Raw genomic sequence first — 13,451 nt, forward strand, 5'->3', positions numbered from 1 at the left:
GCTGTCCCGATCGCCCGAATTGACGTACTGAGCACTGATCCGACCTCCGGTGGACACGCCCTTGCCCGTCGTTGGAGAGGTCACGTAACGTCTTCACCAGGGGCAGGCATATGCATCGTGGCAACAAGTGGTCGATGCGTCTGCCGAGGGTTGAAGAAGCTTCAGGGAAGCCGGAGGGAAAGACGTGCGGAACTTCTGGCACATGCGAGCAGCCCAGTACCGCATCTCCGCCAGACAGCCCTGATTCGCACTCCCGGGGCTGGGGCGATCACCCCCGATCCACATCACCACCAGGACGTTCCGTCATTCATACGGGAGAACCGGCCGGCTCGCACGACGCCGGGACCGGTCCGATCGGCATGACCTCAGTCACTGGCAAGGAGCCATGGAGCGATCGATACGCATTCACATGTTCGGAAGTTTTCGTCTCGTCATCGACGAGCAACAGGTGGGGCGCTGGAGGGCCGGAAAGTCACGGGATCTCCTTCAGTACCTGCTGCTTCGGGATGGCCGTGAAGTACCGAGATCGACCCTCTACGAGGCGCTCTGGCCCGATGCCGCGTGGTCCTCCAATTCGAGTTCGCTCAAGGTGGCCGTTCACATGTTGCGTCGAGTACTGGCAGAAGCGGGAGAATCATCGGATCCGGACAGTCCGACGCTCCGTCTCGTCACATCGGAACTCGGCTATTCATTGGAGTCGCGCAACATCTGGCTTGATTGTGACGTCTTCGAGGAGCTGACGGATCGCGGCATGCGGGCGGAGGCCGCCGGACACCGCGAAGAGGCCCAGCGCTTCTTCCGTGAAGCTGCGGAGTTGTACGAGGACGACTTCCTTGTCGGTGTCCACACGGAATGGGCGGCGCTCCGCAGGGAATGGCTGCGCAGCCGGCTTCTCCAGGTCCTGCACAAACTCGTCAACATGGACGTGGAGCGCGGTGAACTGCTCGCCGTCACCCATTGGTGCCGTCGCATGATCGAGCTCGAACCCTTCCACGAGGAGGCGTACCGCACCCTCATGCTGGTCCACGCCCAGCTCGGCCAGCTCAACCAGGTGCGGCGCTGGTACGAGCTGTGCACCGGCCGGCTCCGGGACGAGATCGGCGCCGCCCCCGCGGCCACCACGGTCGACCTCTACCGGCGGGCCATGCGTGGGGCGCTCACCCTCCGCGATTCCATCCCCCTCTGACCCCGCGCCGGACCCGGGCGGTCGGCCGCGGCGGCCCTTCGGCACGTCGTCCCCGGGGGGCCTCGCCGCGCCGACCGCCCTCGCGGTCCCGCACCGGGGGTTCAACGGCCGCCGGACGAACCGGCGTCGGCGAGGGCGAGGCGCAGCTGGGCGAGCGCCCGCCGGTAGGAGTCGTCGGGCCAGGCACCCCGCAGGCTCCGCACCACCCCGCGCAGCCCTCCGTCCTCCCACAGCTCCAGCACCAGGGGGAAGGGGGTGGGGTCCACCGTGTCGCCCGACTCCGTGAACTGACCCGTGGTCACCGCGCAGCCGGGCAGCTCGATGCGTCTGGCCGGGCTCGTCTGCAGTGCGAGCCCCAGGCCCGGCAGGCCCGCGCGGACGTCGAAGCCCTCGTCGCCGAGGAGCGACAGCGCGGTGTCGAAGGGCATCTCCTCGTGGCGCAGCGCCTCGACGACTCCGGCGCGCGCCGCCGCGACCACCTCCTCGTGCCCGTTTCCCGCCACCGTGAGGACGTTCGAGAAGCACCCCACGATGTGCTCGCTGCCGGCCCAGGAGCGGTTCGCCGCCTGCACGGACACCTTCTGCTCCGGCTCACCGCTCAGCCGTGTGCCGAGCCTCGTCATCGCGGCGACCAGGAGCACGAAGAGGCTGGTGTCCTGCCGGACCGCCGCCTCGGCGAGCCGCTGCTCGATGGCCCCCGGCACCTCGAACTCCTCCACCCTCGCCAGGAACCCGTAGTCCCGTTCCGGCGCCGGTGCGATGCGCGGACAGGGCCGGTCCAGGACGGCCCGGATCCCCTCCAGGTGTTCGGCGAGCCGGTCGCCGCGCAGGGTGTCGCGCTGCCACTCGGCGAAGTCCGCGTAGTGCCGGCGGAGTTCCGGCCGGGGGTCGCCCGCTCCCAGTCTCACCGCGTACGCGTGGGCGATCTCATCGACGAGGAGGTCGCAGGACACTCCGTCGAAGGCCACGTGATGGACCGTCCCGACCAGAACCGTCGTGTCGTCCGCAAGCCGTACCAGCCGGAACCGTGCGGGCACCCGCCGTTCCAGGTCGAAGCCCTCGGCGGCCTCCCCCGCCATGATCCGGCGCAGTCCCCTGCCGCCCCGGTCGCGCAGATCGGTCCGCTCCACCGGGACCGGCTGCGTCAGCACCCTCTGGGCGGGCCTTCCGCCGTGCGACTCGATGACGGTCCGCAGCGCGGGCTGCCGGAGCACGGCGTCGTTCACCGCGTGCTCCACCGAGACCAGGTCCACGGCGCCTTCGAAGCGCATCCACCAGACGCTGTTGAAGAAGCCCGCGCCCTTCGCGCCCCGGTCCATCGCGTAGAGCCCCTCCTGGCTGAGGGAGAGGGGGAAATGACGTCCGGCACGTCGTCGTGCCCGGCTGCGCAGGGAGGAGCCGGGCGCGGCCCCGTCCTCGCGGCTCCGGCGCAGGGCGGCCTCGGCGAGTCCGGCGGGTGAGCCATGGGCGAAGAAGTCCCCGAGTCGCAGGGAGACCTGCTCCTTCTCGCGCAGCAGCGACGCCACGCGCAGGGCTTCCAGCGATGTGCCGCCGAGCTCGAAGAAGGAGGCGCCGGACTCCACCCGCGCCTCCCCCAGCACTTCGCGGAAGGCTCCGGCGATCCGCTCCGCGATCGCGCCGGCCCGGTCGGTTCCGGCCCCGGCGGGCCCCTCCCCGCACCGCTGGGGACCGACCGTCAGGCACACGGGCCCGTCGGCCGCCCCCGAGCCCTCCACCCGTACCCGCCGTGCGTCGAAGAGGAACGCGTGTCCCGGCGGCACGTCGGCGCCGAGGCGTACGGCGGCCGGCCCGTCGGGGGCGCGCCGGGGGCGACCGGCCCGGCCAGGACCACGGCGAGCCGCAATCCGCCCTGCTCCCCGCTCGGGCGGCGGCCGTCCGGCAGAGCGCGCAGGCCGTCCGAGAGGGTTCTGAGCCGGGTCCGCGCGAGTTCCTCGGCGGCGCGCCCGTCGACCGCGTGGCTCGCCCTGGCGAGGGCGAGTTCCGCGTCGCCGAACAGCCCCGTGACGAGGGCGTACCCCTCGTCGGCCAGTCGGTGCGCGATGGCGGCCAGGTCCTCGGCAACGATTCCGTGGGTCACCGCGGTTCCGCCCCCTTCCGGTGGCCGTCGGCCGACGCCGCGTCGATGTGCGCGGCGAGGGCGGCCGGTGTCCTGAGCCGGTCGAGGGCCGCGGGCGGCACCTCGACCGCGTAGTCCTTCCGGATCCGCTCCAGGACCCGGCCCACGCCCACGGCCTCCTCCTTCACCGGCAGGTCGTCGTCGAGTCCGTACGACGCGCCGAGCTCTTCGCGGCAGATCCGCAGGACGCAGTTGGCCAGCACCTCCTCGTCCGACTTCACCAGGGTGTGGGCGCCCCTGAAGCCGATCACGAGGACGGGACGCGGGCTGTCGCTCCCGTTGGCCCCGCTCACATGGATGGTGTGGCAGTCGAACAGCGCCCCGCTGCCGGCCGGGAAGTCGGGCTCGATCCGCAGGGGCGCCATTTTGTCGAGGAGCGTCTGCTCCACTCCGAAGTACCGGCTCTGCTGGACGTGCGGGGCGATGCCGAGCCGGTGCGAGCGCCGGTAGAACGCCATGCCGCCGTTGGCGCTCGTGACGTCCACGAGGGGGATCCACAGGTGGACGAAGTCCGGGGGATCGACCGGGACGGTGAAGATCTCCTGATGGGCCGGCAGCGCCCCGGCGCCCGGGGGCTTCGGGAAGGTCTCCACGTAGTACAGGACCGGCTCCCAGGGGACGGCGCGGCGCACCAGGTCCATGAGTCGCGGGTCCTGCGCCACGGTGCGGAACCAGCTGTCGTAGCGGTGCAGATCCAGCAGGCTCCTGAGGGTTCCGTCGTCGTACCGGTCCACGTGCGCGGCCGGCACGGTGTCCAGCACCTCGCGCTCGTACCTGTCGAGAGCCTCCCGGGTGCTCGCGACCTGCTCCGGGTCGAGCAGGGCGTCGAAGAGGACGACGCCCTCCTTTCGGAGCACGGCGTCGGCGTCCGGACTGTCAGGGCTGAGGAAGTTCGCCTTCATCGTGTTCTCCGTCCTCGGTGCCGGACACGCCCTCGTCGTCCTCCTCCAGCGCGTCGAGGGCCTCCAGGTACATCTCGCGGGCCTTTTGCAGCTCTTCCTCGTCGAGGAATCGTGAGAAGGAACTAGGCATCACACACCACCTCCGGGTACGCGACGATAGGAAGTCGGAGTTAGTACGGAGTTACGCGGTTCACCGGCCGCGCAGCGCCTCGGCGACGGCGGCGAACGGCTCCATGGCGGAGGCCGGCACGGTGACGAAGGAGAAGCCCCACCGCTCCCGCCGCTCCAGCAGCCGCTCCACCAGTTGCGCGCGTGTCCCCACGAGGAAGCAGGGGACCTCGTCGATTTCTTCGGGTTCGCAGTCCGTCGCCCGGGCGAGCGCCTCGACGATCGGGCCGGGGCGGGGGGAGACGAAGCACTCCCACACCAGATGGTTGAGCACGGGGCTCCGTCCGGCCGCGTCCGCGGCCTCCCTCACCAGGGCGATCCGCCGGTCCGTGGCCCCGGGCAGGAGGTCCTGGCGGCCCCTCGGTCCGTCCGGTCCGAGGCTCGGCAGGATGCTGACGACATCGGCGGCGCGCGCGGCGAGGCCCAGCGCACGCGGTCTGCTCCCGCCGAGCAGCAGCGGTGTCCCGGGGAGGGCCCGGCCGAACTCCGCGACGGCCCGTTCGAGCCGGTCCAGTCGTACGGCTCCGGGGTCGCGGCCGATGCCCGTGCTCTCGTAGTCGCCCCGGAACCAGCCGGCGCCCGCCCCGAGGAGGGCACGGCCGCCGGAGAGTTCGTGGACGGTCCGGAATTCCTGGACGACCAGCGCCGGGTTCCTCAGGTCGTTGTTCAGCACATAGGTGCCCAGCCGCAGCCGGTCGGACACGAGGGCCGCCGCGGCGAGCGACGGGAGCGGTGCGAGCCGGTGATGGACGTGATCGCTGACGAGGAGCACGTCGTAGCCGAGGGCGTCGCAACGCCGGACGGTTTCGAGCCACTCCCCCGCGGTGCAGTCCGCCTCGGCCACGACACCGAACTCGAATGGGCGCTGGAAGCTCATGCCGCATGGTCGGCCGGGCCGGTTACCCCGCGGTTACATCTGTGGGCGGTGGCCGGGCCCACCCGCCCGTCGTCGGGCCGGTGGTGCGTCATTCGAACCGCCGGGGCCCGCGGACCGCCCCGCCCGCTTCCGTCCTTCGGTCACTTTCCCCCTGAAGCCCCCTGGAAGTACCGATACCGACGACGGGGGCGGCCACTGACATCCGGGCGCGCACCCGATGCCGTCGCACGTCCGCCCCGCGTCGGCCGGCGGGACCTGTGGGGATTTCCGGGAGCGCGTGGTCAGGAGCCGAGGATCCTGCTCTTCTGGGCCGCGAACTCGTCGTCGGTCAGGATGCCCTGTTCCTTCAGCTGCGCGAGTTCCTTGAGCTGGGCGATCCTGCTGTCCATGGCGTCACCGGAGGCGGCGGGCTCCGGTGGCGGCGGTGCCGGTGTGCTCTGTTGTGCCGGTGCGTTCTGCCCGGTGGCCGCCACGTCCTGCGCGGCCCACCGGCCCGCCTGGCGTCGCGAGACCCTGTTGGAGACCGCTGTCGCCGTGCCGGCCACGACTGCGGTCCGGGCGACTCCTCGAAGAAGTCCTGGCATGACCGTCCTCCTTGGCTGCTTTCGAGCTGATCGGCTTCCCCGGCGCCCCGTCCGGTGGCGTCAGGGGGCGGCTTCGCCGACGGCCTGCGCCTCCGCGGCGTCGAGCGAAGCCAGCAGGGCCTGTACGGGAACGCGTCCGCCGGCCACGAGTTGTGCGCCGCCGCGTCGCAGGGCCCGCGCGAGAGGGGCGGCCCAGAGGTTCTCGTAGACCAGGATGCCGGCCGAACTGCCCGGTTCGAGAGCCGTCCCCGCCTCGTCGAGGTCGTCCTGCCCGAGGAGTCCGGACGACGAGCCCTCGAATACCGACAGGTCGAACTCGCCGTCGGCGTCCAGCTCCCTCAGGTCCAGGGCGACGATGCTCCCGTCGATGTCCTTCCGGACGAACAGCAGGTCGAGAACGCGGATGATTCCCCTGTCGACCAGGTCGAGGAGCAGCGGGAAGCCCTCGCCCGTCATGCGGTTGCCCGGGAACTCGATGACCAGGAAGTCGACCGGGCCCATGTCCTCGAAATCTTCGTTCATGACCGCTCCACATTGCTGGAGTACTGGAGGATGATCGTGCCCGCCCCGGCGCGTCCCACGGACGCGACCGGACGGGGCTTCGCACTTCGTCGCGGCGGACGGGTCACGACCGCTTGGCGGCCGAGCGCTTCGGTTTGGCGGACGGTGCGGCCTTCCGGCTCCGGGTGGCGGGCGCGGGCTGTTCGGCCGGAACGCTCCCGGGCTGCTCGGGTCGCTCGGTCTTCCGTGCGGGAGCGCCGGACGCGCCGTCCGTCCGCCATTTCAGTTCGATCTCCAGCTCGATCTCGCCGTCGCCGACCTCGAACTCCACCTCGCTGCGGAACTCGTCGGGCACTCGCATGCTCAACACACCGGTGCCGAGCTCCAGTTCGGCCTCTCCGCCCTTCCGGAACGCGTCGGCGAGTCCCGCCAGCCGCTCCGCGGCCTCACTGCGGGACAAGGAACCCTTCTGTTCGAACTTCAGGTGCTTCACGGCTGCCTCCAGCGGACTGGTCGGGGATCACGGGACGGCCCTCAGTGGCTGCCGCTCAGGACGAGTTCCTTGGCCCGGCGGAATTCCTCGTCGGTGATGTCGCCGTGCGAGCGGAGTTCGGAGAGCTTGGAGAGTTCCTCGGCCCGGCCGGTGCCGCCGCTGCCCGCGGCCTCGCGGATGTAGGCGTCGAAATCCGCCTGCTGCTTGCGGGCGTGTGTGATCTCCCGGCGGCCCATGGCCTTGCCGCGCGCGATGAGGTAGACGAACACGCCGAGGAAGGGCAGCAGGACGACGAACGCCATCCAGCCCGCCTTGCCCCAGCCGCCCAGTGTGTCGTCGCGGACGATATCGCCGATGATCCGGAAAAGCAGGATGAACCACAGGACCCACAGGAAGAACCACAGCATGGTCCAGAAAGCGCTCAGCAGCGGGTAGTCGTAGGCGAGAGTGGTACTCATCTCCGTGCTCCGTTCCGGTCGGTTCCGCGGTGCCGCCCCGATCCGTCTCCAGCGTGCGCGGTCCCGTGCGGGGATGCCTCACCCGGCACGGGTGAGTGCGCCCACCGGCTCCGGGCACGGTCAGTCCAGGAGCCGCCGCAGTTCCACCACGTGGAGGCCCAGCGACTGGAAGCGGGCCAGCAGTCCGTAGAGGTGCGCCTCGTCCACGACGGGGCCGTAGAGCACCGTCTGGTCAAAGATCGTCACGTGCTCCAGTTCGGGGAAGGCGCCGACCAGCGTCTCCGACATGTGTCCATCGACGCGGATCTCGTACTGCATGCTGCGATGGTCCGTCCCGGGCACCCCGGTCGGCCTCACCCCGTGCGGGTGACCCGCGCGTCCGGTTGCGGCCATCACGTCCTCCTCGGCCTCTGCGGGCGCTGCTTCGGCGAGGCGGAGGACCGGCTCGGGCCCGCCGGTCGTGCCGGTCCTGCGGATCCTTTCGGCGGGGTCGGTTCGCCCGCTCCGGGGGCCGGGCCCGCGGTGGGCAGGGCCCGGGTCACCAGGAAGCTCGCCAGTGTGATGCCCCCTGTCGCGAGGACGGCCGTCTTCAGGCCGTTGAGCTGGGCCGAGGCGTAGGACTCCGTGATGGCGTCCACCTCGTGCGGAGGGAGCCCGGCCCGTACGGCCGCCGAGCGGACCTGGTCGGTGGGGACGAAGCCGATTCCGGATTCCAGGGCGATGCTCGTCTCCTGCCGGGCCTTCTCGGAAAGGCGCGGGTCCCGCTCGACCTGTGTGGTGAATGCCTGGGCCAGGGCGCCGATCAGGATCGACCCGATCAGGGCCGTGCCCAGCGCGGACCCCAGGTTCTGGGCGGTGAACTGCAGGCCGCCGACCTCACTGCGCTCCTGCTCCCCCGCGCTGGACTGGACGACGTTGCCGAGTTGCGAGGCGAGCATCCCCATGCCCAGTCCGAGGAGCGCCATGGCCCCGAAGAACTGGCCGTCGTCGATGACCGGGTCGATGGTGGCGAGCAGCCAGACGATCGCCGCCACGAGCAGCGCCAGCGCCACCCGCACGACCCGGCGCGGTCCCGCCCTGCGTCCGAGCCGGGCCCCGCCCAGGGAGGCCACGAGCATGGTGACGGAGACCGGCAGCAGCCGCAGCCCCGTCTGGAAGGCGTCGAGCCCCTGCACCACCTGCAAGTACAGCGGGATGGTGAAGAACAGCCCCAGGAGGATCAGGTTCTGGCTCAGCAGTGTCAGCAGCCCCGAGCGCAGCACGGGTCTGCCGAGCAGGGCCAGGTGGACCAGCGGGTCGTCACCGCGCCCCTCCCGGCGCCGCTCCCAGGTCTGGAAGAGGCAGAGGAGTCCGATTCCCGCCGCGACCACGAACAGGGTGGGGGCGAAGCCGAACACCGTGAAGGGCGGATCGCGCGGCTTCACCCATCCCCAGACGGTGCTCTGCAGCACCCCGAGAACGCCGAGGCCCAGTCCGGCCGCCGACAGCACGGCGCCGACGACGTCCAGGCCGGGGGTCCGGCCCGCCGGGGGCCGCTCCACGACCGCCCGCCGGAAGATCAGTACGCCCAGCACCACCACGACCTCGCCGGCGAAGACCAGGCGCCAGGTGAGGTACGTCGTCACCCAGCCGCCCAGCAGCGGTCCCACCGCGATGCCGGCCCCGGCCAGGCCGCCGATGACGCCGTAGGCGACGGCGCGGTCCCGGCCGCGGTAGGACTCGGCGACCAGGGCCGCCATGGACGGCAGTACGAGGGCGGCACCCAGCCCTTCGATGACCGACCAGCCCAGCGCCAGGACCCACAGGGTGGGCGAGACGGCGGTCAGGGCCGATCCCACACCGTAGACGGCCATGCCGGTCAGGAAGACGCGACGACGCCCCAGGATGTCCCCGATCCGACCACCGATGATCATGAACGCGGCCATGACCAGGGCGTACAGGGTGATGACGGCCTGGATCGCGGTCACCTCGGTGTCGAAGTCATCGACCAGTTGGCTGATGGAGACGTTCATGACGGCGGTGTCCAGCACCATCAGGAACTGGGCCGCCCCCAGGACGATCAGTGCCCGCCACCGGCTCACCCTGTTCACCCCAGCTCGTCGGGCCGGGCGGCCCGGGGACCGGTCGACCGCCCGGCGGAGCGCGCCGCCGCTGCGACGGCCTCGCCCCGCCGCTGCCATCGCACCCGAAACGCCCGCGGACCGCCTCACCCGTCACGGGTGAGCGAGCGCCCGCCCTCGAACACCCCGGCGGCCCGGCGCTGGGGAATCACAGCAGGCCGAGGTCACGGGCCCGACGCACCGCGTCGTTGCGCCGGTGCACCGACAGCTTGCGGTAGACGCTCTTGAGGTGGGTCTTCACCGTGTTGACCGACACGTACAGATCGGCCGCGATGTCCTCGGTCGACATCGTCCGGGCGAGCCGCCGCAGCACGTCGCGTTCCCGTTCGCTCAACGGTTCCACCGGCGGCCCGGCTCCGGTGTCCGGACCGGTCGCGTCGGCGTCCCGTACGACCGCGGGCGCGGGCCGGTCGGCGGTACGGGTCCACGGGGGCACCGTCGCCAGGAAGGGGGCCAGCCAGGGCCCGGCTTCCAGGAAGGGGCGCCGCAGCTCCTCGGGCTCGGCCTGCCGAAGCGCCCGGTCGAGCAGCCGGTGCACGGCGGAGAGGTCGCCCGCCAGCCTCGCGGCCTGTGCCCGCACCAGGGCGGCGCGTACGGTCACCGCCGGTCCGGTGCGTCCGGGGCCGGGAAGGCCGTCGAGCAGGCGCAGGGCCGTGGCGCGGTCACCGGCCGCGAGGTGGGCGCGGGCCGCGCCGACCAGACACGCCGGCTGGTCCGCGGTCACCGCCCGAAGGGCCTCGACGGCGGCGTCCGGGCGGCCTTCGGCCAGGCGGACGGCCGAGGCGACCAGGGCGGCGTGGGCCCGGGCCCAGGGGGATTCCTCGTCGGCGGGGACGGTTCGTTCCGCGACGTCCAGCGCGGCACGGGTACGCCCCTGCGCCAGGAACAGGCGGGCTCCGGCGATGTGGCGGCCCGCGGCCGTCACCGGGTCCGGGGGCGCCGTGTCGGGCATCCGGTCGAGCAGGTCCTGGGCCCGGTCCGTCTCGTCCCGCTCGACCGCGACCGCGGCGAGGACCGCCTGCCCGATCCCGGACTCGGCGGACCGGGGAAGGCCGAAGCGCTCGGCCTCGGCCGCCGCCGCCCGGATCCTGTGCTCGGCCCGGCCCGGCCATCCGTCGAGGTAGTCGATGAGCGCCAGGTGCTCCGAGGACTCCCTCCGGGGCAGGGCCGTGGCGGCGGCTCCGGGGCTCCGGGACACCACCTCGTCGAGGGCGGCCCGCGCCTCGTCGAGGTGCCCGGCCCACAGCCGGGACGAGCCCAGCTGGGTCTGCAGCAGGGCCCAGAGTTCGGGGTGCTGGTCGAGCAGTGCGGTAGGCACCGACCGGAGCAGTGCCGAGGCGGCTCGGGCGGCCTTCTCGGCCCGGTGCGCGGAGCCGGTCAGCCGGCCCGCCGTCGCTTCGAGCAGGGCGCAGCCGAGCCGGGCCGCCGCTCCGTCGCGGGCCCCGGAGGCCAGCTGCTCCTCGGCGTGCCGGAGGTGGTCCAGGCCCCGGTCGAGGTCGTGGCGGGACAGCTCGCACGCGGCGCGGACCAGGTCCGCGGCCGGGCCCGCCCGCTCGGCCTCCGGGCCCGTGAACAGCTTCGTCAGCCCGTCCGGGCGCGGGCCGGTGAGCAGTTGGCCGATCGCCAGGTCGTGCACCAGGGCCTCGGCGACGAACGTCCCGTCCCCCGCGGTGGCGCCGTGGGCCAGCGCCTCCGGCAGCGCCCCGGAGCGCCACAGCCATTGCGCCGCCCGTCGGTGCAGCTGCCGTTCCAGGCCGGGGGAGCGCCGGCGCAGATGGGCCAGGAGGATCTCCCGGAACAGGGGGTGGAGCCGGTACCCCGTGTGCCCGAAGTCCTCGACGAACGTGTTGTCGCGGACCAGTGCGGCCAGGATCGGTGCCGCGTCGCACCGCCCGGTCAGCGCGTCCGCGAGACCGGGCCGGAACCAGTCCAGGACGCTGACCCGGAGCAGCAGGTCCTGGGTCGGGGGCGGCTGCCGCTCCAGGACCTCGGCGAGCAGGAAGTCGGCGATCGTGCTGCGGCCCGCCTCGAACTCCTTCAGGTAGACCTCCGGGTCGTCGGGGCTCAGCCGCGCGGCCAGGGCGCACAGCCGAATGCCCGCCGCCCATCCCCGGGTGCGCTCCACCAGCGCGCCGACCGCGCGGACGGGCAGGTCGAGCCCGTGCAGCCGGAGCAGCGCGGCCGCCTCCTCCACGGTGAAGGCCAGTTCGGCGTCCCGGATCTCGGTCATCTCGCCGGCCACCCGGTAGCGGTGGAGCGGGAGGAGCGGTTCGGTGCGGGTGATCAGGACCAGGTGGAGCCCCGAACCTCCGTGGCGCAGGACGAAGGCGAGCTGCCGCGCGATCTCCGGGGTGTTCGCCCGGTCGAACTCGTCGACGACCACGGTCACGGGCCGGTCGCGGCCGTCGAGCTGCGCGGCGAGCCGGGAGAGCAGTGCGTGGTCGGCCGAGCTCGCCGGGCCCGCCGGGACGGGCGGGCCGGTCGCGGAGGGCATCGGCACGCCTCCGACGCGCAGTGCCCGGAGGAAGTGCGCCCAGAACATGTCGGGCGTCCGGATCGCCGGGTCGAGGGTGAGCCAGGCGGCCGGCGGGTCGAGCCGCCCGGCCCAGTCCGCCACCAGCAGGGTCTTGCCCGCGCCGGCGCGGCCCTCGACCACCGTCAGCGAGGTCCGCGGCACCTGTCCGAGGCGCGCGGTCAGCCGCCCCCGCCGCAGAAACGTGGCGGGCCTGGCCGGCGCGACGAACCGGGTCCGCAGGAACGGGTCCCCGACGGGATCGACATCGGTGCCGTCCGGTCCCTGCGCGAAGTCGTCACGGGGTGCGTCCACGCTCACCACCCTCCGGGGGTTTCAGGGGCAGGCCCCACAGGAACCAGTCTCTTCCCATCTTGGGCATCCGGCCCGGGAACCGGGTGGACGCCTGCCGGGCGGCCGCGGATCCCCGGCCCGCTCCGCCGCCGGGCCCGGCCCCGTACCCGGCCGTGGCCCAGGCCCGTACCCGGATCGGTGGCCAGGCCCGTACCCGGATCCGTACCCGTACAGATTTCGATGGTCAGGCATGAATGGCTTCATCATCTTCCGTTCACCGGGGCACGGCTGCCAGCATCGGCGCACCGCCACCCGTGAGGGAGAAATCCGATGAATCGTCCCCGTTCCCTGCGCTGTCTGGCCGCCCTGGCCGTGGTGGCCCTCGCCGCCACCGCGTGTGGGCGCTCCGGTCAGAGCGATGCCCCGGCCGGAGCCGAGTCCCGGGCCGCCTCCGGCCGGACCGCCGCCGAGCTGCTGCCCGCCCAGGACCGGCAGAAGGGGGTGCTCCGGGTGGCCACCGCGGTCGGCTACCCGCCGATGGAGATGTACGAGCCCGGCACCACCCGGCTCACCGGTGTCGACCCCGACCTCGCCGAGGCCATCGCCGAGCGGCTCGGGCTGAAGCTGGAACTCACCAACGCCGCCTTCGACGGACTGATCCCCGGTCTGGAGTCCGGACGGTTCGATCTGGTCATGTCGTCCATGACCGACAACGCGCAGCGGCGGCAGGCGGTCGACTTCGTCGACTACTTCCGCACCGGCGGCGTCATCATGACGAAGCGGGGCAACCCGCAGGGCATCAAGTCCCTCGCGGACCTCTGCGGGAAGACCGTCGTCCTCGCCAAGGGCAGCTCCAACCTCCACATCGGTGAGGAGCAGAACGCCAAGTGCGGGGAGAAGATGCGGATCTCGCAGAGCGAGGACGCGCCGACCGGGCTGCTGCAACTGGACAGCGGACGCGCGGTCGCGACCATCGTCGACTACCCCGTCGCCAAGACGTTCACCAAGAAGAGCAGCGCGTACGAGGTCCTGCCGGAGCAGTACGGCACCGCCCCCTGGGGCATCGCGTCCGCGAAGAGCCGGAGCGGGCTGCGCGACGCCGTCCGCAAGGCTCTGCAGGAGCTCATCGACAACGGCGACTACAAGAAGATCCTCGACACCTGGGGAGTCGGCGGCAGCGCCGTGCCCGAGGCCACCGTCAACGACGGGCAGTGAGAAC

The 13,451-nt window shown here is 72.2% G+C and carries 14 protein-coding genes; 2 read left to right on the forward strand and 12 right to left on the reverse strand.

The features are described from left to right. The first annotated feature begins 409 nt into the window (after positions 1-409). Positions 410-1,186: a BTAD domain-containing putative transcriptional regulator gene (locus EAO76_RS21600; protein WP_262375644.1), complete on the forward strand. Its 777-nt coding sequence runs from the start codon at positions 410-412 to the stop codon at positions 1,184-1,186. A gap of 101 nt (positions 1,187-1,287) precedes the next feature. On the opposite strand, the gene EAO76_RS21605 is transcribed toward EAO76_RS21600, so the two are convergent. The 12 genes from EAO76_RS21605 to EAO76_RS21655 form a co-directional block, all read right to left on the reverse strand. Next, positions 1,288-2,892 (reverse strand): condensation domain-containing protein, encoded by a 1,605-nt coding sequence (locus tag EAO76_RS21605; protein WP_148837607.1) that lies wholly within the window; start codon positions 2,890-2,892, stop codon positions 1,288-1,290. Then, positions 2,883-3,284 (reverse strand): hypothetical protein, encoded by a 402-nt coding sequence (locus EAO76_RS21610; RefSeq protein ID WP_148837608.1) that lies wholly within the window; start codon positions 3,282-3,284, stop codon positions 2,883-2,885. Before EAO76_RS21610 ends, EAO76_RS21605 begins: the two co-directional genes overlap by 10 nt. Further along, complete coding sequence (locus EAO76_RS21615) at positions 3,281-4,225, reverse strand: phytanoyl-CoA dioxygenase family protein (protein WP_148837609.1); 945 nt, start codon at positions 4,223-4,225, stop codon at positions 3,281-3,283. Before EAO76_RS21615 ends, EAO76_RS21610 begins: the two co-directional genes overlap by 4 nt. Next, the gene (locus EAO76_RS44710; protein WP_187438731.1) at positions 4,200-4,355 is read right to left on the reverse strand and encodes a hypothetical protein; all 156 of its coding nucleotides are present in this window, start codon (positions 4,353-4,355) and stop codon (positions 4,200-4,202) included. The genes EAO76_RS21615 and EAO76_RS44710 overlap by 26 nt, the downstream gene beginning before the upstream one ends. Before the next feature lie 60 nt (positions 4,356-4,415). Beyond that, positions 4,416-5,270 carry an LLM class flavin-dependent oxidoreductase gene (locus EAO76_RS21620; RefSeq protein ID WP_148837610.1) on the reverse strand — a complete coding sequence of 285 codons (855 nt, stop codon included), beginning with the start codon at positions 5,268-5,270 and terminating at the stop codon, positions 4,416-4,418. Between the two features lie 281 nt (positions 5,271-5,551). Next, positions 5,552-5,854, reverse strand: coding sequence for an SHOCT domain-containing protein (locus tag EAO76_RS21625; protein ID WP_148837611.1), 303 nt, complete (start codon positions 5,852-5,854; stop codon positions 5,552-5,554). A 60-nt stretch (positions 5,855-5,914) separates the two neighbouring features. Beyond that, the gene (locus EAO76_RS21630) at positions 5,915-6,376 is read right to left on the reverse strand and encodes a DUF6325 family protein (protein ID WP_187438732.1); all 462 of its coding nucleotides are present in this window, start codon (positions 6,374-6,376) and stop codon (positions 5,915-5,917) included. A 103-nt stretch (positions 6,377-6,479) separates the two neighbouring features. Continuing rightward, positions 6,480-6,848 (reverse strand): amphi-Trp domain-containing protein, encoded by a 369-nt coding sequence (locus tag EAO76_RS21635; protein ID WP_148837612.1) that lies wholly within the window; start codon positions 6,846-6,848, stop codon positions 6,480-6,482. 41 nt (positions 6,849-6,889) lie between these two features. Further along, positions 6,890-7,306 (reverse strand): SHOCT domain-containing protein, encoded by a 417-nt coding sequence (locus EAO76_RS21640; RefSeq protein WP_148837613.1) that lies wholly within the window; start codon positions 7,304-7,306, stop codon positions 6,890-6,892. 120 nt (positions 7,307-7,426) lie between these two features. Then, positions 7,427-7,624 (reverse strand): hypothetical protein, encoded by a 198-nt coding sequence (locus EAO76_RS21645; RefSeq protein ID WP_148837614.1) that lies wholly within the window; start codon positions 7,622-7,624, stop codon positions 7,427-7,429. Between the two features lie 74 nt (positions 7,625-7,698). Continuing rightward, entirely contained in the window at positions 7,699-9,387 is a 1,689-nt protein-coding gene (locus EAO76_RS21650) for an MFS transporter (RefSeq protein WP_148837634.1), read from the reverse strand. A gap of 187 nt (positions 9,388-9,574) precedes the next feature. Then, positions 9,575-12,259 (reverse strand): LuxR C-terminal-related transcriptional regulator, encoded by a 2,685-nt coding sequence (locus EAO76_RS21655; RefSeq protein ID WP_187438733.1) that lies wholly within the window; start codon positions 12,257-12,259, stop codon positions 9,575-9,577. Positions 12,260-12,562: 303 nt separating this feature from the next. On the opposite strand from EAO76_RS21655, the gene EAO76_RS21660 reads away from it, so the two are divergent. Next, the gene (locus tag EAO76_RS21660) at positions 12,563-13,447 is read left to right on the forward strand and encodes an ABC transporter substrate-binding protein (RefSeq protein ID WP_148837616.1); all 885 of its coding nucleotides are present in this window, start codon (positions 12,563-12,565) and stop codon (positions 13,445-13,447) included. Positions 13,448-13,451 lie beyond the last annotated feature (4 nt).

Origin of the sequence: Streptomyces sp. sk2.1 (assembly GCF_008120935.1) — a bacterium.
Lineage (GTDB): Bacteria > Actinomycetota > Actinomycetes > Streptomycetales > Streptomycetaceae > Streptomyces.

What these genes read in the sequence shown, in the direction of transcription:
- EAO76_RS21625 (WP_148837611.1), bottom strand. Translation starts at nt 5,854, where the DNA reads ATGCCAGGACTTCTTCGAGGAGTCGCCCGGACCGCAGTCGTGGCCGGC.
- EAO76_RS21660 (WP_148837616.1), top strand. Translation starts at nt 12,563, where the DNA reads ATGAATCGTCCCCGTTCCCTGCGCTGTCTGGCCGCCCTGGCCGTGGTG.
- EAO76_RS21615 (WP_148837609.1), bottom strand. Translation starts at nt 4,225, where the DNA reads ATGAAGGCGAACTTCCTCAGCCCTGACAGTCCGGACGCCGACGCCGTG.
- EAO76_RS21600 (WP_262375644.1), top strand. Translation starts at nt 410, where the DNA reads ATGTTCGGAAGTTTTCGTCTCGTCATCGACGAGCAACAGGTGGGGCGC.
- EAO76_RS44710 (WP_187438731.1), bottom strand. Translation starts at nt 4,355, where the DNA reads ATGCCTAGTTCCTTCTCACGATTCCTCGACGAGGAAGAGCTGCAAAAG.
- EAO76_RS21620 (WP_148837610.1), bottom strand. Translation starts at nt 5,270, where the DNA reads ATGAGCTTCCAGCGCCCATTCGAGTTCGGTGTCGTGGCCGAGGCGGAC.
- EAO76_RS21630 (WP_187438732.1), bottom strand. Translation starts at nt 6,376, where the DNA reads ATGAACGAAGATTTCGAGGACATGGGCCCGGTCGACTTCCTGGTCATC.
- EAO76_RS21645 (WP_148837614.1), bottom strand. Translation starts at nt 7,624, where the DNA reads ATGCAGTACGAGATCCGCGTCGATGGACACATGTCGGAGACGCTGGTC.
- EAO76_RS21640 (WP_148837613.1), bottom strand. Translation starts at nt 7,306, where the DNA reads ATGAGTACCACTCTCGCCTACGACTACCCGCTGCTGAGCGCTTTCTGG.